Source organism: Mesorhizobium sp. B2-3-13 (genome assembly GCF_006442195.1).
GTDB classification, from domain to species: Bacteria; Pseudomonadota; Alphaproteobacteria; order Rhizobiales; family Rhizobiaceae; genus Mesorhizobium; species Mesorhizobium salmacidum.
Map to the genome: position 1 here is coordinate 14,859 of NZ_VFVQ01000022.1, position 23,602 is coordinate 38,460.

A 23,602-nucleotide genomic window follows, 5' to 3' on the forward strand; every position below is an offset into this window, starting at 1 on the left:
GACTAGTCGTTCAGCCTTCCGCTGCGGTGGCCCATCGTCATCTTGGAAGCGTACATTGTTGGTGAGCGCTTCCCCGGCATGTTGGCGTCAAGAACGAGCTGTTCGATGAAGCCTTGATTCATCTCCAACTCCACGCATTCGTCGAGCTTATCGACGAGCCAAACCGCGTAGCCTTCAGGTTCCTTGGCGTCAAATTCCGAATCGTCCGCCGGAATCTTGGGCTCCGGAAACGCCGGGATGATCATTATCTTGGGCTTTGGCAAATCGTAAGTATGTCCCTCATAGGCATAACCGACAATTATCCCGCACGATGTTTTCTGCTCTGGAGATGATCCGAACAGGAAGGTACTTCCTGCCGTTGAAATGACTGCAGTGCCAAAATTCTTCAGGTCGATCTTGAAATGATAGGAGACTCTGATTGGTATTGGTGGAAATGGAATATTTCCATTCATTATATCGTGGCGGCCTTTGTTGCTGTTGTATTTTTCCAACACTTCAAGTGCTTTGACATGTTGCTCGTCGGTGATGGGTTCCCCAGGCGCGGTTTCGACATACATGCCGGTGTCCCCAAAGGGTGCTGGCGCACCGGGCATGCTGAGTCCAATTTCCGCCCCCAAGCCATAGAGCCTGACCTGTGTTGCGTTGTAAGCGCCTGAGGGAAACGTCAATGTCGGTCGGTGATAGTCGTCGCTCATTTTCCTCGCTCCTTTTGTTGCAATCGATCAGTTCATAGAATCTCTCGCCATCTGAAGTTTTCTTCAAACTTTTCCGCAAGCGCGGGCGCCAGCCGGTCGCTGACATCGACCAGCGTGGCAGCGGCATTCTCGAAGGTCAGGTCATCCGCATCGAGGCGCGGCCATGCCTGAGCAAGTGTGAGGGCCACTTCGTCCCTAGCTCTGATCAGCATGCTCTTGAACATGAAGGGCCGAGCGCGAAAGGCGCGGGACGTGAAATCCGAGATGCGCTGCATGTCGGACTGGTCGACATCCCTGATATCGATCCCCAGCAGCCGCTCGTCGGCCAACCCCTCGTGCACCAATGCCGCGTGGTAGACGTCGACGATCGTGTCGAACACAGCTCCCGTGAACGGCCGTGACCTGTCATGGATTTCCGCCGTCACCTCCGACATGCGGCGTGCGTTGCTGGCGAGGCGGATCTGCCGATCGCCAGTCAGTTCGGCAATCCGGTTCAATTCATTGAGAACAAGCAGGTTGCCATCGCAGTGCCGCAGCAGCCGGTCCATGCCGCTGTCGAAATTCAGGAAGGACAAGAGCGAGACCAGATCCGAGCTGGCTTCGTGGAACGGCCCGAAATCGCCTTGAGTCAGGCCGCCGGCTGGTGTCCCAAACAGCGAAAACAAGATTGCGTGGCCGACCTCATGTGCGATCACGTCAAAGTTGAGCGCGTAGGGATAGTTGCCTCCGTCGATGCCGCGCTCTCGGCCGAGTTCCAGATAGCCATAACCCGATTGCGCATTCTCCCAGTCAACGAACGGAATGATTTCGAGCCGCTCGTACGTCTCGGCAAAATACCAGACAATCGGTTTGCCGAGGTAGCTTTCCCAGATGTCCAGCACGCGGCTGACCGAGGCGAAAGCGTGCGCGGAAAGGAACTGCCTCGATGTCAGGGAAAGCTGATCGAAATGGCCGTCAAAGCCAGCCTCCGCGGGCGGAAAGATTTCGCCGGCAAAGGGTGGCAGATAAGGGTAGTCGTAAGGCTCCTTGTCAAGGAGCGGATCGCGAACGTAGATGCGGTGATCTTCCGGACCGGGGCGGATCAGATCCGGTGGAGTAGAAATCCATACTGTCTCAGGTGTTCCGTAACCCGAAAGGTGAGGGACCTGCGCGTAGACCAGGAACCGCGTTCCCAACGCGGGATCTTGCGCAACGACACGATCGACCGCGTCCAATTGCTTGGCCCCCTCTGAGCCTATGACCGTATCACGGCGCTTACGTTGCGTAAATCATCGACCGCCAAGAGGCCAGGGCCTATAGCGCCAGCCCCGCATCATCCATATCCTTGGAGAAGGCCGAGGTTAGCTGCAATTCCGGCATGGGGTGTGCTTTTTCAAATGCTTGCTCCCGCAAACGTTCGAGTGCCCGCAGGGCATCTTGCTTTTTTTGCTGGACGAAAGCCGCGCCGAGTTCCCTGCACAAATTCTCGACGCCGTCCTTGCCGTCGTGCGCATCCCGGACCATTCGTGCCAGGGTGCGCTCGCGAAAGTTGACGGCCTGCGCCGCCCCCTCGAGCCTCGCCTGCTGTTCGGGTGAAATCACGCCGCGCCGGCAAGCGGCGCGAACGGTCCGGCGTAGGTCAATCAGCGCATGCGTCAATTGAGCGAAATTCACCTCGGCTGGTCCGTGCAATACCGCTACCGCGTCGTCGGGTGCAAAGGCGAAGCGGCGATACCATCGGTAGATAAGCCCGACGCCTTGCATATGAGGGAACAGCTCGGCTGCTCGAAGGGCACCCATGCTGGCCGCGCCGACGACATGAATGCCGCGGCTGAGGGCCCACAGGATTTCCTTGTGCCGAACCGCCGGCTCGGCCTGAAAACCGCCGTCTATTACAAGGATCGCACTCGGGTCGAAATGCTGCACGGCCGAAACGATCGAGCCTTGCACGGCCGGGGGAAGGCATACCGCATCGACGACCTTCAATGCGTCGGCATGGGACACGGTAGGGCCGGTGAAGACGAGCTTCGGGCGCATGGTCCCTACCCCTGCAAGAGCGGCTGCAAGGCAGGGATGACGATCCTGACAACCGACAGGGTGTCGAGCGGTTTCGTTGGCACCCGGATTAGGTGAACCGCATCGAACCCCCTCTCTTCGAGAATTGCCAAGAGGACCGACAGCCCGTCCGACGCCGTGTTGAATTTGTGCTCGGCGAGCGCGCGGAAGTCCACGCTGCGCGGGCCATCGCGGAGGAGCCGGCGATGCGCCGCGATCATCAGCCGATCGGGGTATTTCGGATAGAACGCGCGCGTCAGGTCATCGCGCGCGCCCGAGATCGCCGCCAGACGGGCCTGGGCCGCTTCGTGGATGGCGTGCGCCGCCGCGCCGGCGGGACTGAAACCGGCGGCCGAACCATCAGCCGGATGATCCAAAAGGACCATTTCCGTCGGTTCGTCTTCCAGCAGATGGCACCACACCACCGATATGCCCAACGGCGACAAAGCTTGCCAAAGGCCGACCAGCACGTTCTTGGCCGCCAAGGTTTCCAGAAGATCGCGGAGCGACGGATCATCGATCGTCTCGGGATCGATGCGGTGACGGTGGAAAAACCCGTGGGTCCGATATGCCCTGGCGATCGCGTCGCGTTCGATGCATTCAAGCATGCCGTGAACGATGGCATCCGGCTCCTCGAAGCCCGCGGCCAAACCGCTCGTCGATGCCGCGAAAATGCCGTCATGGGGCAGTGACGGCAACACATAGGCGGTGTGCACGAGCTCGAAAGGGACTAGGTCGCGGCTGCCGGTAAGAAGATTGTCCGCGGCTACCCACGCCGTCTCCCTGCCGCGCCATCCGGGCGCGGTGCCACCCTGGAGATGCCTTTCGAAACGATCGGGCGGGATGCCCAACAGATCGGCGCGGCCGACGACTGTGTCGAAATTCGCCACCTGCTCCGCAAAGAAGCTCTCGGCCGATTCCAGCATGGCCGATATCGCGGCTTGCGCCAGGGTGGCGCCCTTCCCTTGCGCGACCGCGTTGGAGAGCGAGAAAGGTCTTGTCACTTGCACGACCGGGATGCCGAGTTGGTCGAGCCCGGTAATGTCGGCGATCCGCGTGATGCCCAAGCCTTCGCGCATCTTCATCAGTCTCGCCAGCGCCTCATCGGGCGGCGGACCCAGACGTTCATATCGCTCCAGCATCGCGGATACTCTTGCAGGGCCGGCTAGTGCCGAACGGCCGATTCGGGATTGACGATCAGCGCGGCGTCCGGCTCGAGAGCGGATTTCGCACGTTCGACCCGATCGCGATAGCGCGACGACAGTTCAGGTGACAGGCCTGATGATTGAAGGGTCTCGTATGTACCGACGAGGAAAGGCACAGCGCTTTGCTCCGCGGCTATGGCGATGCTCTTTTCGAGGGCAGCGATTATGTCCGCCTCCGCATCGCCCTGGAGAAGAAGTAGCTCCGCCCTTCGCCGGTAGAGCTCCGCCAGCCAGAAGCGGCTGCCTCCGGCCTCGGCCTGCGCCACGGCCGAGCCCAGCAGCGCGAGCGCCTCATCGACCTCGGCGGTTCGTGTCAAAAGCTCTGCCAGCATGCTGCAATAGACCGGTTCGTCCTCAGGCGTCTGGAACGCGCCATGGAGGCCAAGGCCTTGCCGCATTTTTTCCCTGCCGCTCTCGACCTGGCCGGCGTTGCCGTCGCACCAGCCTTCGAAGATTTGCGCCGCGGCGGCCAGGGCGGGCATATAATGGCGCTCCGTCAAGTGGCGCAAATCCGCTATCACGCTTCGCAGCATCGAAAAATCGCGGCGATAGCAATGCAGCATCGCCTCGTTGAGGTAGGCATGCGCGATGCTGCCGGCATGTCCGGTTAGCTGCGCCCAGTTCCTAGCTTCCGACATCGAATGGATCGCGCTTGCCGGCTTTCCGACGAACCACAGCGACAAGGCGCGGTGGGCGAGCCCGCAGACCCTCGCATCATGCCCGCCGAACAACGCGGCATTGGCTTTGCCCTGGCCGTGCTCATAGAGCGACAGTCCGGCGTCGACGGCCGCGATACAGCGGTCGTGGCGGCCAAGATTGAAGTCGATTGCCCACACGCAATGCCTGGCCTGGAGTTGCACTTCGGCATCCTCGACATCCCTGAGATCCCTGAGCACGACTTCCGCGCGCTCGCCGTCCATGACGGTATCCGTGAACCACCAGCCCCAGTAGATCGGGAACCACTTGGCCCGCTCCGCCACCGGCCGCCGCCGGGCGATCACCACGCCGTTCTCGTACAATTCGCGGGCGGGCGCCGAGTTCGGACCTTCGACAGCGGTCAGGATGGGACCGAGCACGATCATTGCCGATAGCCGCAGCGCGTCTCGCGTGTCGGCTGCCGCAACGCGCTCGCAGAGCGCCAATGCATGCTCGAGTAGCTGCCTCGCTTCCGCCATTGCTGAGCGGGACGAGCTTTCCGTGCCTGCAATCACGAACTGAGCGATCGCGTCCTCCAGAAGGCCTGCGCGCTCGGCGTGCTCGGCGATCTCGGCGGTGCCCAGCCACCCGGCCAGGTTTCGGTTGCGGCTGACCGCGGCAAACAGGCGGCGATGCAAGGCCTGCCGTCTCTTGCGCAGCGTTGCGTTGTAGATCGTCTCCTGAATAAGCGCATGGCGCACGCCATGGACCGGAACGCCGGAAGACCGCACGCGGATCAGGAACCCGGCCTCCATCAGCGAATCCAGCGCGTTTGCGATGATTTCGTCGTCGAGCTCCGGCAACAGCGCGCGCAGCAATTCCTGATTGAAACGATTGCCCACGACGGCGGCGGCGCGCGCGACTTCGCGTGCCGGCCCCAGCGTTTCGAGCCTGGCCTCGATCACGCTTTCGAACACCGAGGCATGACTGCGCGTCGCGGTCCGCGCCAGCCGATCCGTTGCCGAGGCCGCGTTCTCGGTCATCCACTGGCAGATTTCCTCGATGAACAGCGGGATGCCTCCGGTCACGCGTTCCACCACGTCGAGCAATTCCGGGGAAGTTGACGGCTTGCCTTGCGGCCACATGGCCGCGATCGCCAGCCGCGTTTGCTCGCGGTTGAGCGGCTCTAGTGAGATATGCCTTGGATTCGATGCTGCCAGCCAGCTTTCGGATTCAGGGCGCGTCGTCGCGATGACAAGCGCCCGGAAGTGACGGGCCGACCGTGCAAGCTCAGCCAATAATTGTCTCGACGTCAGGTCGATCCAATGTATGTCCTCGACCACCAGGACGATCGGTCCGCTGGCGCACAGGGCTTCGAGCGAGTGGCGAACCGCCCAATTGGCTTTCGCGCGCATCGCCTCGGCGTCGATTTCCTTGAGCATCGGATCGGCTCCCGCGGCGCCGAGCAGGAACGAGAAGATGTCGATGATTTCGGGATCGCGGACGTCATGATCGCGGAATACTTCCGCCACGGCGGCAGCGCTCAGCTGTCCTTCGTTGCCGGCGAGATCGCCGCGTACGTTCTGTAGCAGCGGATGCAGCGCCGAGCGCAAGCCGCCGGGCGTGCACTGGAAGAGCAGCAGTTTCGCGCGCTGGTGACGCGTGCGCCGGCGCACTTCGTGAAGAATGCGCGACTTGCCGATGCCGGCCTCGCCCTCGATCACCACCACGCCGCCGTTTCCCGCGACGGCGCTGTCCCATGCTTCGGCGATCGTGGCGAGCTCGGCCTCGCGATTGACGAGCGGACTGCTCAGCCGCCCGAAGGCGAAGAAGCGGTCGACCTCGCGCTTGTGACTCAGCGCGCGCCAGACCAGCTCCGGCTCGGCAAACCCCTTGATCGCATGGGGGCCCCTGAAGCTGAACACATGCGACCGTCGCGCCAGGTTGCGCGTCGCGTCCGAGACCACCACCGTATCCGGCTGCGCGATGGCCTGGAGCCGCGTGGCCATCGCGAAGGCAGGGCCGGTGACATTGTCACGACCGGTGTCGGCGTCACCCTTGTGGATCAAGGTCATCGATGTCGCGATTCCGACCCGGACATGCAGATCGGCGCGGCCTTGGTCCGAACCGACCCGCCTGCAGGCGTCGATGATTTCGAGCCCGGCCCGGATCGCCAGCGATGCCGCGTCCTTGGCGTCTATTTCGGCGGGAAACAAAGCAACGCCGCCATCGCCGACCTCGACCTGGACGGCACCCGAGCACGACGCGACCGCCTGTCTCGCCGCCCGCTGGAAGGCTGATATCAGTTCCTCGAACTCTTCGATGTCCAGGATGGCAAGAAGGTCGGTCGATCCGACCAGGTCGTAGCAGAGCGCGGTCAGGATCCGGCGCTCATGCCGGGCTTCGGACGCATTTTTGCCGTTGCCGCCCAGAAAACCTGTTGCTACCGACGCCGCCGGCAACGCGACCGGGCTCTTCTCCGACATGCTGCGATTTCCTCGCCGAGCACAGTGACGGCAATATTAGCAAAGTGCGATGCTGTTCACAAAACACTTAATCGGTGGGCGGGGCGGGAAAGCCGATGCCGGGATCATATGGAGAGATATGCTCACGGCGTAAACTCCCCGTGGCGTTGACATTTGCCGCGACCGCTTTTGGTGGGCGGCAGGGATGACTTCGATGACCGAAATAAAGCTGTCACCAACCGAGCTTATCCGATCCTCGGGAATGAACCATCCACGTGACACGCCTTGAGGCAGCCCGGCCGGAGGGCGATCGGAAATGTGGAATGCTGTTTTCGGAGACGACCATGCTTGAACGGACAGACAGGGCCGCGCCCCACCGGGATCACACGAAGAAACAGGACATGTGGCTGAGTGAATTCGAGATTGTCCTGCGCGACCGCGTCATTGCCAATGGCGCTGTCAGGATCGAAGACGGCCGGATCGCCGAGATCCGCGACCAGCCTGTCGAGAACGCCGACCTCATCGGCGGCGGCCGCCTGCTGCTGCCCGGTTTCATCGATATGCATGGCGACATGGTGGAGCGGGAAGTGGAGCCGCGCAGCGGGGTCCACGTGCCGATGGCAATCGGCATCGCCGAACTCGACAAGCGGCTGGCCTCCTGCGGCGTGACCACCGCCTATGCCGCGCTCTCCTTCATCGGCAACAGCGCCACCGCAGCCTTGCTGCGCTCGGAAGAACATACATCTTCGATCATCGAGACCATCACCGGGCTGAAAGACGACCTTCTGGTCGATCACCGCATCCATGCCCGTTTCGAGGTGACGTTCACCGCAGCTGTCGGCGTGCTGGAAAGATTGATGGATGCCGGCAAGCTGCATCTGGTTTCGCTGATGGATCATACGCCCGGACAGGGACAGTACCGCGATGTCGAATTGTATATCGCCCGCATGGCCAAGGAGCGCGGCATGTCGATAGCCGATGTATCCGAGGTCGTCGGCAAGCGCATGGCCGATCGAAACGGGCATGGCGGTGTGCTCGGCACGTTGCAGAGCCTGTCGGCGTTTGCCCGCGCCCGCGGCATCGTGCTCGCCTCGCACGATGACGACACTCTGGAAAAGGTGGAATTTGTCCGCGGCCTGGGAACCGTGCTCAGCGAATTCCCGGTGACCCTGGAGGCTGCGCGGGAAGCCCGCCGGCTGGGCATGTATACGGCCATGGGCGCGCCCAACGCGCTGCGTGGAGAATCCTATTCGGGCAATCTTTCCGCCCGCCAGGCCTATGAGGCCGGGCTGCTCGACATGCTGGCCAGCGACTATCACCCGGCCTCGATCCTGCCGGCCGTGCTCGGCCTGGCGGAGCTGCGCGACGGTGGCCTGGCGAAGGCTGCGGCGCTGACAAGCGCCAATCCGGCCGAGGCACTCGGGCTCACCGATCGCGGCGCCATCGAAGCCGGGCTTCTGGCCGATCTCGTCGTCGCCGACCGCCAGCCGGTGCCACGTGTGCGAGCAACCTTCCGCGCCGGCCGCATGATCTACGGCGACGGCACGCTGAGCCGTTCGCAGCCTCCCGGGAACGGCAAACGGCTCTAACGCTTTGTCCTGACGCAATTCCCGCCGGGAAAGCGCCGCGCGCTTTTCCCGCGAAACCACTTCACGGTTTTCCCGGAATTGCTCTAGGTGCCTGCCATCCAGAACGCCAGCATGCGCTTGGTCTCGCCGGAGGTCCGGCGCTTTTGCCAGTCCGGGTCACGCGACAGATATTGGAAGGGATCCTTCCTCTCCTTGGCCGCCTCCGCGAGATAGGCACGCCAGCGATAGTGGCTGTAGGTCTGCATGGCGTTGATGGCGTAGTGCATGGCGATCTTCTTGTGGCCCCGAATGACGATGAAGTTCTCGTCGTTTACGGCACTCGCCGAGTGCGAAAAATTATGTGAGCCCGTGACGACGATGGGATCGTCGCTGAATGGATCGATCACCAGCACTTTTGAATGCGTGATGGCGTGACCTATGGCCGATTGGAAGTCGGCAGCCGTACCTTCCACGGCCCATTGCCCAACCGGTTTCTCAACCCCGGTGTCCTGCGCCGCATCGAGGAAAAAATCCTCGGGCTTCGCCTTCAGCAGCTTGAACTCCTCGAGACCCTTGCCGGTGAATCGGGTCGCGACGCCGCGCACATAGAGCTTCTTCTCCTTTTGAAGCCTGAGCAATGTTCGCACCGGCTCGTTGCCCGGCTGAAACATCACGAAAAAGACCCCATGCTGCGCACCTTCCACCAGTTTGACGAGTTCCTTGATGTCGATTTCATCGCTCAAGCTCGAGAACCAGCTGTCGATGGCGCCGGCACCGAAAGCGATGCCTTGCTCGGGCGAATTGTTGGATCGCAGCAGGTCGTCGGAAATCGCGCTCTTTGCGTCGACCAACAGGTTGAACTGCGCTTCGTACCGCTCTGCCAGCACCGGATGCTCGAGCATGATGCCATTGTTGAGCTGCGTGCAGAGACCGGTCGGTGTCCAGTTCGTGCTCCCGGTCCACACCTTGGCCGGCTCGAACTTGTCGTTCGCAGGGCGCCCGATGACCAGGAACTTGTTGTGGGCCAGTGCTTTCGGCGCGAGGAAGCGGTCGTGCACGACAACATCCGCGCCGCGCAGACGCGCCCGCGCATCCGCGTTTTCGTCCTCGCCCTCGGCATCGACGCTTCCATTCGCCAGGACGATCTTCGCCCGTTTGCCGATGGCGCTCAGCCCGTCGATGAGTTCCTCGTCGCTGAGCTCATAAAGCGCGGCATGCAGCTCCAGCTCCTCATCGGCCGCGACCTCGGCCATCATCTTCAGCATCGTTTCGCGCAAAGTGCCGCCCAGAAAGGCCCTCGCCTCACGGTCGACATTCTTGCTGACGATGACGGCGGTTTCCTTCAACTCCTTGAGCGTGATCCCCTTGCGCTTCATGTAACGCGCCATGAACTGCGACAGCACGTAACCCCGGTTGAAGTGGACACTCGCACCGTCGCCGCAATCGGCGGAAAGTGTCAGCATTTCGGACCATTCGCTCGCCGGCCCGTCTTCCAGCGCGCCAGAGGCACCCTTGACCCTCGCGACGATACGATAGGCAATGACGTCGCCAAGATCGGCGGCGTGGTCTGTCCAGTCATAGCGTTGGAATGGCCAGATCCGCGAGGAACGCGAGGTGATCCGGTTGCCGTCCTTGTCGACCTCCGTATCGTCTTCGAACCCGACGCGGTTCGACAGATAGTTGGGGGCGGAGGCGCCGCGGCGGCACTGGATGGCAAATCCCAGACATCCCTCAATGTCCTCCTGATGCGACCAGACGAGATGCACATCGTCGGCATTTGCAAACACTTTCAAGATGATATCGGCCACATGAGCCTCCCTCGCCGCTGTCAGGGCTTCTTATCGTCCCTACAACAGTACCAGCACTGGATAAGTCAGTATAGAAAAGCTTTCATCTGAGAGTCCAGCAAACGAAAGAAGGGCGAAAAATGCATCTAAATTGCCGTCTTTTGATAAAATTGGCAACATTCCTCGCCACATAATTCGCCGGCTTATTAAAGCTCAAAACTCAACCTTTGCCTCATCCGAACTCGAAGCTTGTGCCAAGCGTATTGCAGAGGTAAGTTATTGCCTGGACCGCTCGCGCCGGCGTTCCGGGCAAGAAGAGTCCAAATATTGAGCGGATTTATTTCCTATGGCAACATGGACGCGCCGGTCGTTTCCTGCCGCGCCCTCCCGCCCGATCCGAAGCGCGGACGACATTGCGTTTTGAAGGAATCCCTTCGGCCACACGAAACGGCACGCATGCCGGGTCCGAACCGATCAGAATGTCGATTGGGTTCGGAGCTAAAGATCGAGCTCCACCATCATTCCACGCTCCTCTGCCATTTCCAGCAGCAGATCCTGCAGGGTCTCAATGGTCTGGGCCTTGCGGGCTGTCGCCGGCAGTTCCTCGATACTCTCCTTCATCGAAATCACGGCAGACCCGGTTTTCTCCGAGAGCAGCCGTGCGATAGCTGCGCGGATAAGCGCATTCTGATCGGGCATGATCCCCCTTTCATGCTATGACAACGGCGCCATTTTCTTTCATGCTGCATGCCTTGTCGCAACTTATGCGAGCATTCATTCACGCTTGCAAGTTGTCTCGTTGATATTCGTATGATCGACAGCCGCTCAACAGCGAGAGCGACGGCACCCCGCTGTCGTCGGGTTCCATGGCGGCTAGCAGGGCCAGCGGCACTTCGTGCCGACAGAGCCCGATCAAAGCCCTGCCTTCTACCGCAACCGGTAATTCGGTGTATCTGTCGAAAATGGAAAACGTGCCTGTCGGCTCGTACAGGATCTCGAAGCGCTCCAAATCGCAAACCTTACTTCCCCCGGAAGCCATGTAACGCACGCGCCCATCAGAGGTTGCATAAAGAATCGATTTTTCCCGAGGGCCGCCGCTGAGGGCCGAAATTATCGAGAAGATGAAGGAGGCAGGCGGCAACTGAGGCCGATGCCGTCCCTCCTCATCAGGGGTGGGAGCCCTGAACCGCCTCGGGCCGGCGACGCATCAGCAGATAGAACGCGGCGATGTGCGTGATCATCAGAAGCGGCACATAGAGGATCGGGATCGCGTAGGCCGCCCCCAGTTCCCCTGCCAGATCGGGAAGGGCGAGTTGGACCCCTTGATAATAGTCGACGACGATGTCGACGGCCCCCACGAGATTGAAGGCGATGACAAGCGGCCAGAATAGCTGATGTCTGCGTGCCGTGAGAAGCGCCAGCATGGCCAGCAGGCCGGTGGCGAAGTCACCATAGGCCGCGAGGACGGCGAAACCAGCCGGCAGATTGGGCCCGACGACACCTGGAAGCATGAAGACAAGCCCGAAGAAGCGGAAGCTGTGCAGCGTGGCGATGGCGCGTTGCGCCTCGAGGCGGTCCATCGCTTTGAGCCTGGGCCAGGCATAGGCGCCGAAGCACAGCAACCATGGCACGTAGCCCAGAGCGAGATGGATGTCGAAGATCATGGCCGGCGACATTCCTGCCTCCTTCAAGCCTTGCCCGGAATGGCTTCGAAGACGGCGGTCAGAATGCCCAGCCGGTCTTCCCCGAGATTGCGTCCAAGGTTGGCGGCAACTCCCGCGAAGTCCGACCCCATGACGAGGCCGAGATTGAGCAAAGGGGGCGGTCCGGACGCCCGCAATTGCGAAAACCACGCCTTGGCTGCCTCGGTCTCGTCTTGCCATACCAGCGTTTCAAAGCCTGCCTGCTCGATCCGCGCTAGCGTTTCAGCCGCGGTGAGCAAGAAACTCTCCGCCGGGCTTCGTGCCCAGGGAACGGGATAATGCGGATCGCCGCCGTTCAACACGACGTCATAGGTGGCAAACCTGCCGCCCGGCTTAAGCACCCGCCTGATCTCGTCATAGAGCCGTCCGCGCTCGGTGATGTTCATCGCCACGTGTTGCAGCAACACGACATCGAAATGGCTGTCGTCGAAGGGAAGCGCCAGCGCGCTGGCGCCCTCGAACGTTACCTGTTCGCTCAGCCCCATTCGTTCGGTCAGATAGTGCGCTGCCTCGACGAACGGCTCGCTGAGGTCTACGCCCGTCACCCGGCAGCCGCGGGTCGCCGCCAGGAAACGGGCCGGCCCACCGAGCCCCGATCCGACATCGAGGACGATCGTTTCCGGGCCAATTCCGGCCAACCCGGCAAGCTCGGCGGTCGCCGCCAGCCCGCGGGTGTGGAATTGGTCGAGCCCCGCCAACTGCTCCGGCATGAGCCGTTGGCCCTCTGGTCCCAAAGCGGCCAGCGCCGTCTTGAGACGATCGGTCAGGCCGCTCGCGCGGTAGTGAGCGCGCACTGCGTCGAGATTATCCGTCATTGCGGTTTCCTCTGGATTTCCGTCGTTGCCGCAGAGATAGAGGCGCTTTCTAACCGCGACTATCCGCGATAATGTCGATGCGCCATGAAGCAGAACTTCACAGTCAGGCAGGGAGCGCTCGACGGCGTCGAGGCCTTCCTGAGCGTCGCCCGGCATCGTAATTTCCGCAAGGCGGCGACCGAGCTCAAGGTAACGCCGTCGGCGATGAGCCAGGCGATCCGCACGCTCGAGGCGCGCATCGGCGCCGCGCTCTTCACCCGCACGACGCGCAGCGTCGGCCTGACCGAAGCCGGGGAGCGCTTTCTGTCACGTGCCGGACCTGCATTCGAGGAACTGGTTGCCGCGAGCGAGGTGGCGCGCGACCTCGGCCAGCGGCCGACCGGACTGCTGCGCCTCTCGGTACCGCCGTCGGTGGTGCCGATCCTGCTGGAGCCGCTCATCGCATCCTTCTGCCAGGCCTATCCGGAAATCGAGCTGGAGATCGTCGCCAGTGGAGAACTCGTCGATCTTGCCGCCGAGGGCTTCGACGCCGGCATCCGGCCCGGCGAATTTGTCGCCGCCGACATGATCGCGGTGCGCTTGACGCCGCCGCTGCCATTCGTGGTCGTCGGTAGCCCTGATTATCTGCGCCAGCGGAACGTGCCGCAACGCATCGAGGATCTGCGCAGCCATGCCTGCCTGCGCATGCGCCGGTCAAACGGATCGATCGCGCCCTGGCCCTTTGTCGACGGCAACAAGTCGGTCGAGGCCATCGTCTCCGGGCCGCTGATCGCGCATGATTATCCGACGCTTCTGGGCGCGGCGATGCAAGGGGCCGGCCTTGCCCAGGTGCCCCAGCCGCTCGCCAGCGTGCCGGTCGCTGACGGCCGGTTGCAGGAGGCGCTGAGGTCCTTTGCCGTGACCTTGCCTGGGCTTTTCCTGTACTACCCGGGGAAGCGCCAGGTCTTGCCCAAGCTGCGCGCGTTCATCGACCATGTCAGGCACCGAGGCGACGCCGAGGCACGCGCCTGAGCTACCTGGCCCGCAACGAATTGCGATTGGCGCTTGCCGAAGCCGGCGGCCTTGCTCATCCATGGCGAACAAACAACAGCCTGGGAACAATGATGACCGACGCCAGCTTTCACCTCGTCGAAGCGACCATCGACCAACTGCGCCGCGCGCTGGATGACGGCCTCGTCACCAGCATCGAGCTGGTCGCGGCCTATCTCAGGCGCATCGCGCATTTCGACCGGCACGGCATCGCGCTGAACGCCGTGCCCGTGCTCAACCCTGATATGTTCGAGGATGCCGCCGCTTCCGACGAGCGGCGCCGGCAAGGAAAGACACTCGGGCCGCTCGACGGCATCCCCTACACCGCCAAGGACAGCTACAAGGTCAAGGGCCTGACGGTGGCGGCCGGCTCGCCGGCCTTCGAGCATCTCGTCGCCAACGAGGATGCCTTCACCATCGCCAGGCTGCGTGCCGGCGGTGCGGTGCTGATCGGCCTCACCAACATGCCGCCGATGGCCAATGGCGGCATGCAGCGCGGCGTCTATGGCCGCGCCGAAAGCCCCTACAATGCCGATTACCTAACCGCCGCCTTCGCGTCGGGTTCGTCCAACGGGTCCGGCACGGCAACGGCGGCCAGCTTCTGCGCCTTCGGGCTCGGCGAGGAAACCTGGTCGTCCGGCCGCGCTCCCGCCACCAACAATGCGCTCGTCGCCTACACGCCCTCGCGTGGCGTGATCTCGGTGCGCGGCAACTGGCCCTTGGTGCCGACCATGGACGTGGTGGTGCCGCACACGCGCAGCGTCCCCGACATGCTGGAACTGCTCGATGTCATCGTCGCCGACGATCCGGAAACGCGAGGCGATTTCTGGCGCGCGCAGCCTTGGGTCGCTTTGCCTGGAAGTTCCGAGCTACGCCCGCCGCGCTACACGGACATGACGTTGGAAGGGTCGCTCCGGGGCAAGCGGCTCGGCGTACCCAGAATGTATATCGGCCGCGACAGCGAGGCCGACCGGCCGATCGCAACCCGCGCCTCGGTGCTGGCGCTGTGGGAACAGGCGGGTGCGGATTTGCAACGGCTGGGCGCCGAGGTGGTCGAGGTCGATTTTCCCGTCGTCTCCAACTACGAGCGTGACCGTCCCGGCGCGCGAACCATGGTCGAGCGCGGACTGGTGCCGCGGGATTTCGCCGAGCGCGAACTCTGGGACCTCAGCATCTGGGGCTGGGACGATTTCCTGCGCGCCAATGCCGACCCCGCTTTACCCGATCTCGCCGCGGTCGACGGCCCCAGGATTTTCCCGCAGCCGCCCGGCACGCTGCCAGACCGTTATGAGGGCGGCTTCGACTTGGCGCAGTATGTCGAGCGCGCGAAATCGGGCGTCACGCCGTTGGCCGACATTCCCGCGCTGGAGGACGGCATCAAGGGACTGGAGACGACAAGGCGCATCGATTTCGAGGACTGGCTACACGACAACCGCCTCGACGCCGTGATCCTGCCGGCCGCCGCCGATGTCGGACCGGCGGACGCCGACGTCAACGAGGCGTCCGCCGATCTTGCCTGGCGCAACGGCACCTGGGTCGCCAATGGCAATCTGGTCTGGCGCCATTTCGGCATCCCGACCGTCACCGTGCCGATGGGCACCATGGCCGACATCGGCATGCCGGTCGGCCTGACCTTCGCCGGCAAGGCCTATGACGACGAAAAGTTGCTGCGCATGGCCGGCGATTTCGAGCGCGCCACGCAGCGCCGCACCCGCCCGCCGCGCACGCCCGAGCTGGCCGGCGATGTGTTTTCAGGCCAACCCAGCCGAGCCGGCAATGGCAAGGCGCCCGCGCTCAAGCTTATGGCCGTGACACGGGCTTCGGGTGATCTGGACGAGATCGCCATCACACTCGAAATGGTTGGCGAGGTTGCCGAAACGGCCAGCGTCAAGGTACATCTCAACGGAGAAGCCGTGGAGATGCAGCGAAGCGGTGCGTGTTTCACCGGGCGGGCGCTTGTCCCTGCCGCCGAGCATCGTCGGTCCCACAGTGTCTGGCGCGGCTCGTACGGCTCCATTGTCACGGCGGAGCTGCGACTGCATGATGGGCGCACCGCCGGCGCCTATGCGGTTACCGGCGGGATTGGGTGAGGAGCAGCCAGGATGGGCTCAGCCATGATCAAGGTCAAGCAACTCGCCCATGTCTGCATCTTCGCCGATGACCTCGAAGAGACGCGGCGCTTCTACAGTGATGTCCTTGGCATGGACGTCCAGTTCAACTTCCTGCGCGACGGCGCGGTTTTCGGCTTCTACCTCAATTGCGGCGGCCGCAGCCATGTCGAGGTTTTCCAGAAGGACGGAGCACGGTTCAGCGAGACGGACCAGATCAACCATTTCTGCCTGGAGGTCGAGAACATCGACGCCGCGATCGCCCACATCACGTCCATGGACGTCGACGTCACCGCCAAGAAACTCGCCTGCGACGACACCTACCAGGCCTGGCTGCGCGACCCTAACGGCGTGAAGATCGAACTGTTCGAATACACCGGCAAAAGCGCGCAATTTACCGGCGGCGATCGGGTCGCCGACTGGTAGAGCCTGATCAAGATTTAACGCTTTGCGGCATGGGCAAGGTATGAGCGGATCGTTTCCAGCTTGTCTCGCGACAAGCCGTAGATGAGAGCTTCGCCCATATGCCCTGCGAGAATGAGACGGGTAAACACGTCCAGAAGCTGGGAGTAACGGTAGTCGAACATCCCGTCGATCTCCCGTCGCTGTTCCCGCAAAGACCAGCTATCCCGGGTGTCCATCACCGTCTCCGCGCTAGCGCGCGGCCCACAGCAAACCGCGCTCGGCAATCAGCGCCATTTCCGGCACCGCGAACTCGTCCGCCGTGTGGCCAAGCGAACTGTAAAAGACCTTGCCGGCGCCATAACGCCGCTTCCAGACGACCGGCATGACGACGCCGCCAATCCCGGGGAAATGCGCGTCGGTGAAGGTGGTTGTCGCCAGCACCTCGTTGCCCGGGTCGACATGCATGTAATATTGCTCCGACCGGTAGGCGAACCCACTGACGCCGCTGGTGATCGGGTCGTCCGGCCGGGCGATGACGACACGATAGTCGATGATGTCGCCGGGATGCGCGACCCATTGGCCGCCAGTCATGAACTGGTAGTCCGGCTCATTGCGAAAACTGTCGCCCATCGTGCCGTGAAAACCGCCGAGCCCGCTCCCTTGGCGAACCGCCTGCGTCAGGTTCTTCAGTTCCGCTTTTTCGATCGTCGACATGGTGATGACAGGCACGATGAGATCGAATGAAGCGAGGTCCGGATCGGCGAACATCGCCGTGCCGTGGCCGAGCGTGACCGCGAACCCGTTACGCTCGAGCATATCGCGCACGACGTTGGCGCTGCGCTCCGGTGTGTGGCCTTCCCAGCCGCCCCAGGCAATCAGGGCTTTCTTCGACATGCGGCAACCTCCCTCGATCTATTAGACCGACGATCGCTCGCCGCATGGGTCAGCGCCAGCCGAGCGCCGGCGCGACATGGGTGAGGATCGCCTCGATGACATGGGCGTTGTAGTCGACGCCGAGCTGGTTGGGAACCGTGAGCAGAAGAGTGTCGGCCTCGGCAATCGCCTCGTCCTGCGCAAGCTCCTTGATCAGCACGTCCGGCTCGGCGGCGTAGCTGCGGCCGAAGATTGCCCGCGTATTCTCCTCGATGAAGCCGATCTGGTCGCGGCTCTCATTGCCGCGGCCGAAATAGGCGCGGTCGCGATCGTCGACCAGCGCGAAGATGCTGCGGCTGACCGAAACGCGCGGTTCGCGTTCATGTCCGGCTGCCTCCCACGCCTCGCGATAGATGCGGATCTGCTCGGCCTGCTGGACATGGAACGGCTTGCCGCTCTCGTCGAATTTCAGCGTCGAGCTCTGCAAATTCATGCCGAGCTTCGCCGCCCATTGCGAGGTGGCGTTGGTGGCCGCGCCCCACCAGATGCGCTCGCGCAAGCCCTCCGAATGCGGCTCGAGCCTGAGCAGGCCGGGCGGATTGGGAAACATCGGCCTTGGGTTAGGCTGGGCGAAGCCTTCGCCGCGCAGCGTGTCGAGGAAGACCTCGGCGTGATGGCGGGCCATGTCGGCGTCGCTTTTGCCTTCCTGCGGCACGTAGCCGAAGTAACGCCAGCCATCGATCACCTGCTCCGGCGAGCCGCGGCTGATGCCGAGCTGCAGGCGTCCGCCGGCGATGATGTCGGCGGCACCCGCATCCTCGGCCATGTAGAGCGGATTTTCGTAGCGCATATCGATGACCGCCGTACCGATCTCGATGCGGCTGGTCTTGGCGCCGACGGCCGCCAGCAGCGGGAATGGCGATGCGAGCTGGCGGGCGAAGTGATGCACGCGGAAATAGGCGCCGTCCGCGCCGAGCTGCTCGGCCGCGACCGCGAGATCGATGGATTGCAGCAGCGCGTCCGAAGCTGAACGCACCTGCGATTGCGACGAGGGCGTCCAGTGCCCGAATGACAGGAAACCGATTTTCTTCATCGCCGTGAAGTATATGCGAGCGGCACGTGCTTCAATGGCAAAAGAGCGGGGTTACACACCGTCGCCCTCTCGGTGCCAAAAGTTCGCAATACAAAGCACCAACGCTGTGGAGGATGGGATGCTCAGGGGAATCCGCATCGTCGAGATCGAGGCGCTGGGGCCGGCGCCCTTCGCCGGCATGTTGCTCGCCGATCACGGCGCCGATGTCATTGTCGTTCATCGCAAGCTAGCGTCCATGCAGGGCGCGCCTGAGCGCTCGCTGCTCGATCGCGGCAAGCGCTCCATCGCGCTCGACCTGAAGAATGACGACGACGTGACCGTGCTGATGCGCCTCATCGCCACCGCCGACGGGCTGATCGAGGGATTCCGGCCCGGCGTGCTGGAACGTCTCGGGCTCGGCCCGGAGGCCTGCTTCGCCGTCAACCCGCGCCTAGTCTACGGCCGCATGACCGGCTGGGGCCAGGACGGACCGCTGGCTTCCACCGCAGGACATGACATGAACTATATCGGCCTGTCGGGAGCGCTCTGGTACGCCTCCTTGCCGGGAGAACCGCCCATGGCGCCGCCGACGCTGGTCGGCGACATAGGTGGCGGCGCGCTCTATCTGGTGATCGGCATGCTGGCCGGCATCATGAACGTCCGCGCCGGCGGCAAAGGCACCATCGTCGATGCCGCGATCGTCGACGGCTCGGCCCACATGATGAACCTGCTGATGTCGCTCGGCCAGTCTGGCGCGCTCGCAGCCGAGCGCGGTCAAAGCCTGCTCGACGGACCGCATTGGTGCCGCGTCTACCGGACATCGGATGGCGGCTTCATCAGCGTCCAGTGCATCGAGCCGAAATTCTACGCGCTTTTCCTCGACAGGCTTGGCCTCGCCGCCGATCCGCAATTCGCCAACCAGTTCGATCGCGATCTCTGGCCGGCGCTCGGCCACCGGCTTGCAGCGATCTTTGCCACGAGACCTCGCGACGAATGGGTCAAACTGTTCGAAGGGTCCGATGCCTGCGTCGGACCTGTGCTTGGCCCCCATGAAGCCGCCCGGCATCCGCACATGACCGCGCGTGGCACATGGCAGACGGTGGACGGCGCGCTTCAGGCGGCTGCTGCGCCGCGCTTTTCCGGAGGGGAACAAAAGACATCGGCCAAGAGCCCGGCGCGCGGCGAGCACGATGCCGAAATCCGTGCGGGCCTGGCGGAACCGTGATGGCGCCGTGTTAGGCTATACCAGCTTGGCCGGTAGTCTACGGCCTCACCCGGCGAAGTGACTGGCAGATAGGACGAGGTCAGTGGCGGTTCGACCGATCATAAAGTTCCCCAATCCCCACCTAGTCGGTCTGGATCCAGACCGACTTCGTCTCCAGATACTCGTGCAGGTGCTCGATGCCGCCTTCGCGACCATGGCCGGACATCTTCATGCCACCGAACGGCACCGCCGGGTCGATGGCATGGTACATGTTGACCCAGACCGAGCCGGCCTTGATGCGGCGCGCCAGCTTGTGCGCGGTGCCGAGATGGCTGGTGAAGATGCCGGCGGCCAGACCGTAGGGCGTTGCGTTGGCGCGGGTGACGGCCTCGTCGAGCGTATCGAACGGCATCGCCGAAATGACCGGCCCAAAAATCTCTTCGCGCGCGATGGTCATGGTGTCCGACACCGCGCCGAACACGGTCGGCGCGATGAAGTTGCCGCCATCATAGAGTTCGCCTGTCAGCCGCGCGCCGCCGGCGACCAGTTCGGCGCCTTCGTCGCTGCCGGCCTTGATGTAGCCTTCCACCTTGCCGGCTTGCCTGGCATTGATGAGCGGCCCGATTTCGGTTTCCGCCTGGATGCCGTGGCCGACGCGCAGCCTGCCGGCGAACTCGGCCAGCCGGCGCACGAATTCGTCATGGATTTCGCGCGCCACGAACAGGCGCGAGCCGGCAATGCAGATCTGGCCCGAATGCACGAACACCGCCATCGCCGCGATCGGAACCGCCTTGTCGATATCGGCGTCGCGGCAGACGATGATCGGTGACTTGCCGCCCAGCTCCAGCGAAACGCGCTTGAGATTGGTCACCCCAGCCCGCGCGATCGCTTGGCCTGTCAGCGTCGAGCCGGTGAAGACGATCTTGTTGACGTCGGGGTGTTCGGCGAGCCGCGCACCCGCTTCGGCGCCGGTTCCGGTGACGATGTTGACGACGCCGTCGGGTACGCCCGCTTCCTGAATCAGCCGGGCGATCAGCAGCGGCGTCAGCGATGCATCCTCCGAAGGTTTCAGCACGACAGTGCAGCCCGTGGCGAGCGCCGGCGCGATCTTCCAGATCGAGGCGGCGGTCGGCGCATTCCAAGGAATGATCGCGCCGACGACGCCGACCGGCTCGCGCCTTGTGAAGGTGACGATCTCGCCGGGAATGGAATTGTCGATCGCCTCGCCATGCAGCGCGGTCGCCATGCCGCCATAGAAGCGCAGCATGCCGATGACGCGGCGCCGGTTGGCAAGCGTGCGCGTGATCGGCAGCCCCATGTCGAGCGTGTCGGAGACGCTGAGTTCTTCCCAATGTGTCTCGAACAGGTCGGCGATCCTGAGCAGCACGCATTGCCGCTCGTAGGGCGAGAACTTGGACCAGGGACCTTCGAACGCCGCGCGCGCCACCGCCACCGCCGCGTCGACATCGGCAGCTCCGCCACGCGGCACCGTCGCCAGCACTTCGCCGGTCGCCGGGTTCAGCGCCTGCATCTCCTCGCCGGACTGCGCCGCGACCCACATGCCGCCGATGAACATCGGCCTGAATTCGCCATGATAGAGCGCCGTGGCCTTCGTCCTCGGGTCGAAATTCAGCGTCATCTCTTCCTCCTCCCGAATTCCGTGGCGACTAATACTCCCGGCGCGGGCGACCTCAAACAGGAAAGCTGAAAAGGCGTTTTGGCGGCCACGACCGGGGGCACGCAGCGCATACGCATCGGCCCGCGCGGGCGTCTTAAGTCAAGGCTGATAGTGGACCCGCAGGGCGAGAAGCCGTCGGAAAATCAACTGATTAGCAGGCGTCTGGCCAACCCATACCCTTCATGTGATCCAAACAATGCCGAGACACCGCTGGGCGCGCACTTAGGCATCATGTCTTGTCGGTAATGTAAATTGAAAGCGGTAGGCTGGAAAGTCGCCCAACTGTCAGGCTAGTTCCTGAATTATCCTAAATCGGCCTGGAGATCCCAAAATGCAGGTGGCAAAACGAATCCTGGTAACCGGAGGCGCGGGTTTCCTGGGATCGTTCTTGTGCGAGCGACTGCTTGGCGAAGGTCACGAGGTTATATGTGTCGACAATTTCTTCACCGGAAGCCGAAGAAACGTCTCGCATTTGCTCGACAACAGGTCCTTCGAGATCATCCGCCACGATGTCACCTTTCCACTCTACGTAGAAGTTGACGAGATATACAACCTCGCCTGCCCTGCGAGCCCGGTTCACTACCAGTTCGATCCGGTCCAGACGACCAAGACCAGCGTCCACGGGGCGATCAACATGCTGGGCCTGGCCAAGCGCGTTCGCGCAAAAATTCTTCAGGCGTCCACGTCCGAAGTTTACGGCGACCCCGAAATTCATCCGCAGACCGAGGACTATTGGGGCCGGGTAAACCCGATAGGACCTCGTTCCTGTTACGACGAAGGCAAAAGATGTGCCGAAACTCTGTTTTTCGACTATTGGCGACAGCATAGGCTGCGGATCAAAGTCGCGCGCATCTTCAACACGTACGGCCCGAGGATGCGTCCGGACGACGGCCGCGTCATTTCCAACTTCATCGTGCAAGCACTGCAGAACGAGCCGATAACAGTGTACGGCACGGGCCAGCAGACACGTTCATTTTGTTATGTCGACGATCTCATCGCAGGTCTGGTTCGCATGATGCAGACAGCTGACGATGTTACCGGTCCGATCAACCTTGGCAATCCGGTCGAATTTACGATGCTCGAACTCGCCAATCTTGTGATCGAGCTCACTGGAAGCCGGTCGACTGTCGAATTTATGCCGCTGCCGATCGACGATCCAAAACAGCGACAACCCGATATCGGGACAGCCTTGCACGAGTTGAATTGGAGGCCGGAAACCGCATTGCGAGATGGTCTTGCCAAGACCATCGCCTATTTCGAAGGCTTGGCTTCGTCTGGGCATTTGCGGCCCGCGGCCGCCGAATGAAGACAGTCCTGGTCACCGGCGGGGCCGGCTATATCGGATCACATTGTTGCAAGGCTTTCGCCGAAGCCGGTTGGTCCGTCATTGCATATGACAATCTCTCGCGCGGTTGGCGCGACGCGGTCAAATGGGGGCCGCTCGTCGAGGGCGATATTTGCGACGCCGCGGCCGTGTCGGCGGCGCTGCGACAATACAAGCCTGATGTGGTGGCGCATTTCGCCGCCTACGCCTATGTGGGCGAGTCCGTCGAGCGCCCGGAACTCTATTATCGAAACAACAGTTTCGGCTCGCTGGTTTTATTCGAGGAAATGCTGAAGGCCGGCGCCGACAAGCTGATCTTTTCCAGCACCTGCGCGTCCTATGGCGTACCGGTTCGCTCGCCGATTGACGAAATGCATCCGCAGTCGCCCATCAATCCCTATGGATGGTCGAAATTCATCATAGAACGGATGGTGGACAGCCTGTCGTTCGCTCATGGTCTGAACGCGGTCATGCTCCGGTATTTCAACGCGGCCGGATGCGATCCCGACGGCGAGATCGGTGAACGGCATGAACCGGAAACTCACGTCATACCGCTCGCTATCGAGGCGGCGGTCAGGCCGGGCCGGATCTTTACCGTCAACGGCACCGACTTCGATACCCGCGATGGAACCGCGGTGCGGGACTATGTCCATGTCACCGATCTCGCGCGTGCCCACGTCCTGGCAGGGGAGAAGCTTCTCCGCGACAAAGGTGTCGACGTCTACAATCTCGGAACCGGAACCGGAACGACGGTGAAGGAATTGGTCGATGCGGTGAACCGGGCTTCGCGATCGCGCGTTCCGGTGATCTACGGTCCGCGCAGGGCTGGTGACCCGCCAGCGCTCGTGGCCGCGGCCGGCAAGGCGCACCGGGAACTCGGCTGGGTGCCCGAGCAATCTGGAATCGACAGGATCGTCGAGACGGCATTGGCTTGGTATCGCAGCCGATAGCTACGCCAGACGGCCGGGTGGCCCTACGCCACCATCCAGAAAAGCGGCGTC

At 62.7% G+C, this 23,602-nt stretch carries 21 protein-coding genes; 7 read left to right on the plus strand and 14 right to left on the minus strand.

Going from position 1 to position 23,602, the window contains the following annotated elements; translation table 11 throughout:
• Positions 1-2: 2 nt before the first annotated feature.
• The 5 genes from FJ941_RS23330 to FJ941_RS23350 form a co-directional block, all read right to left on the minus strand.
• Positions 3-695, minus strand: a complete 693-nt coding sequence (locus FJ941_RS23330) for a hypothetical protein (protein ID WP_140509266.1) — start codon at positions 693-695, stop codon at positions 3-5.
• A gap of 32 nt (positions 696-727) precedes the next feature.
• A complete protein-coding gene (locus FJ941_RS23335; protein ID WP_140509268.1) occupies positions 728-1,909 on the minus strand; it encodes a hypothetical protein in 1,182 nt (393 codons plus the stop codon).
• Positions 1,910-1,988: 79 nt separating this feature from the next.
• Positions 1,989-2,711, minus strand: a complete 723-nt coding sequence (locus FJ941_RS23340; protein WP_140509269.1) for a TfuA-like protein — start codon at positions 2,709-2,711, stop codon at positions 1,989-1,991.
• 5 nt (positions 2,712-2,716) lie between these two features.
• Entirely contained in the window at positions 2,717-3,871 is a 1,155-nt protein-coding gene (locus FJ941_RS23345) for a YcaO-like family protein (RefSeq protein WP_140509271.1), read from the minus strand.
• A gap of 23 nt (positions 3,872-3,894) precedes the next feature.
• Positions 3,895-7,056, minus strand: a complete 3,162-nt coding sequence (locus tag FJ941_RS23350; protein WP_140509273.1) for an AAA family ATPase — start codon at positions 7,054-7,056, stop codon at positions 3,895-3,897.
• A 380-nt stretch (positions 7,057-7,436) separates the two neighbouring features.
• Between FJ941_RS23350 and FJ941_RS23355 the strand changes: the two genes are divergently transcribed.
• Positions 7,437-8,624, plus strand: coding sequence for an alpha-D-ribose 1-methylphosphonate 5-triphosphate diphosphatase (locus FJ941_RS23355; protein WP_140509378.1), 1,188 nt, complete (start codon positions 7,437-7,439; stop codon positions 8,622-8,624).
• Positions 8,625-8,707: 83 nt separating this feature from the next.
• On the opposite strand, the gene FJ941_RS23360 is transcribed toward FJ941_RS23355, so the two are convergent.
• The 5 genes from FJ941_RS23360 to FJ941_RS23380 all read right to left on the minus strand — a co-directional run bounded on the left by FJ941_RS23360 (position 8,708) and on the right by FJ941_RS23380 (position 12,908).
• A complete protein-coding gene (locus FJ941_RS23360; RefSeq protein WP_140509275.1) occupies positions 8,708-10,411 on the minus strand; it encodes a phospholipase D-like domain-containing protein in 1,704 nt (567 codons plus the stop codon).
• A 477-nt stretch (positions 10,412-10,888) separates the two neighbouring features.
• A complete protein-coding gene (locus FJ941_RS23365; protein ID WP_140509276.1) occupies positions 10,889-11,089 on the minus strand; it encodes a hypothetical protein in 201 nt (66 codons plus the stop codon).
• 79 nt (positions 11,090-11,168) lie between these two features.
• Complete coding sequence (locus FJ941_RS29240) at positions 11,169-11,399, minus strand: hypothetical protein (RefSeq protein ID WP_140509380.1); 231 nt, start codon at positions 11,397-11,399, stop codon at positions 11,169-11,171.
• Positions 11,400-11,556: 157 nt separating this feature from the next.
• Positions 11,557-12,066, minus strand: a complete 510-nt coding sequence (locus FJ941_RS23375) for a hypothetical protein (RefSeq protein WP_140509278.1) — start codon at positions 12,064-12,066, stop codon at positions 11,557-11,559.
• A gap of 11 nt (positions 12,067-12,077) precedes the next feature.
• A complete protein-coding gene (locus FJ941_RS23380) occupies positions 12,078-12,908 on the minus strand; it encodes a class I SAM-dependent methyltransferase (protein WP_140509280.1) in 831 nt (276 codons plus the stop codon).
• Positions 12,909-12,992: 84 nt separating this feature from the next.
• Here FJ941_RS23380 and FJ941_RS23385 point away from each other — a divergent pair, with 84 nt between their 5' ends.
• The 3 genes from FJ941_RS23385 to FJ941_RS23395 all read left to right on the plus strand — a co-directional run bounded on the left by FJ941_RS23385 (position 12,993) and on the right by FJ941_RS23395 (position 16,471).
• Complete coding sequence (locus FJ941_RS23385) at positions 12,993-13,919, plus strand: LysR substrate-binding domain-containing protein (protein ID WP_140509282.1); 927 nt, start codon at positions 12,993-12,995, stop codon at positions 13,917-13,919.
• Positions 13,920-14,011: 92 nt separating this feature from the next.
• Complete coding sequence (locus FJ941_RS23390; protein ID WP_140509283.1) at positions 14,012-16,027, plus strand: amidase; 2,016 nt, start codon at positions 14,012-14,014, stop codon at positions 16,025-16,027.
• Positions 16,028-16,051: 24 nt separating this feature from the next.
• Positions 16,052-16,471 (plus strand): VOC family protein, encoded by a 420-nt coding sequence (locus FJ941_RS23395; protein WP_140509382.1) that lies wholly within the window; start codon positions 16,052-16,054, stop codon positions 16,469-16,471.
• A gap of 14 nt (positions 16,472-16,485) precedes the next feature.
• Here FJ941_RS23395 and FJ941_RS23400 read toward each other — a convergent pair whose 3' ends face one another.
• From FJ941_RS23400 to FJ941_RS23410, 3 genes are read right to left on the minus strand one after another with little or no spacing between them, the layout of a single operon-like run.
• Positions 16,486-16,686 (minus strand): hypothetical protein, encoded by a 201-nt coding sequence (locus tag FJ941_RS23400; protein WP_140509285.1) that lies wholly within the window; start codon positions 16,684-16,686, stop codon positions 16,486-16,488.
• A gap of 13 nt (positions 16,687-16,699) precedes the next feature.
• Positions 16,700-17,344: a ThuA domain-containing protein gene (locus FJ941_RS23405; protein WP_140509287.1), complete on the minus strand. Its 645-nt coding sequence runs from the start codon at positions 17,342-17,344 to the stop codon at positions 16,700-16,702.
• A gap of 49 nt (positions 17,345-17,393) precedes the next feature.
• On the minus strand, positions 17,394-18,416 hold the full coding sequence (locus FJ941_RS23410) for an LLM class flavin-dependent oxidoreductase (protein WP_140509289.1): 1,023 nt from the start codon (positions 18,414-18,416) through the stop codon (positions 17,394-17,396).
• Between the two features lie 118 nt (positions 18,417-18,534).
• On the opposite strand from FJ941_RS23410, the gene FJ941_RS23415 reads away from it, so the two are divergent.
• Positions 18,535-19,620, plus strand: coding sequence for a CaiB/BaiF CoA-transferase family protein (locus tag FJ941_RS23415; RefSeq protein ID WP_140509290.1), 1,086 nt, complete (start codon positions 18,535-18,537; stop codon positions 19,618-19,620).
• A 121-nt stretch (positions 19,621-19,741) separates the two neighbouring features.
• On the opposite strand, the gene FJ941_RS23420 is transcribed toward FJ941_RS23415, so the two are convergent.
• Complete coding sequence (locus FJ941_RS23420; protein WP_140509292.1) at positions 19,742-21,238, minus strand: aldehyde dehydrogenase family protein; 1,497 nt, start codon at positions 21,236-21,238, stop codon at positions 19,742-19,744.
• A gap of 370 nt (positions 21,239-21,608) precedes the next feature.
• Here FJ941_RS23420 and FJ941_RS23425 point away from each other — a divergent pair, with 370 nt between their 5' ends.
• Positions 21,609-22,583 carry a UDP-glucuronic acid decarboxylase family protein gene (locus tag FJ941_RS23425; protein ID WP_140509293.1) on the plus strand — a complete coding sequence of 325 codons (975 nt, stop codon included), beginning with the start codon at positions 21,609-21,611 and terminating at the stop codon, positions 22,581-22,583.
• A complete protein-coding gene (gene galE, locus FJ941_RS23430) occupies positions 22,580-23,551 on the plus strand; it encodes a UDP-glucose 4-epimerase GalE (RefSeq protein ID WP_140509295.1) in 972 nt (323 codons plus the stop codon). Before FJ941_RS23425 ends, galE begins: the two co-directional genes overlap by 4 nt.
• The last annotated feature ends 51 nt before the right edge of the window (positions 23,552-23,602 follow it).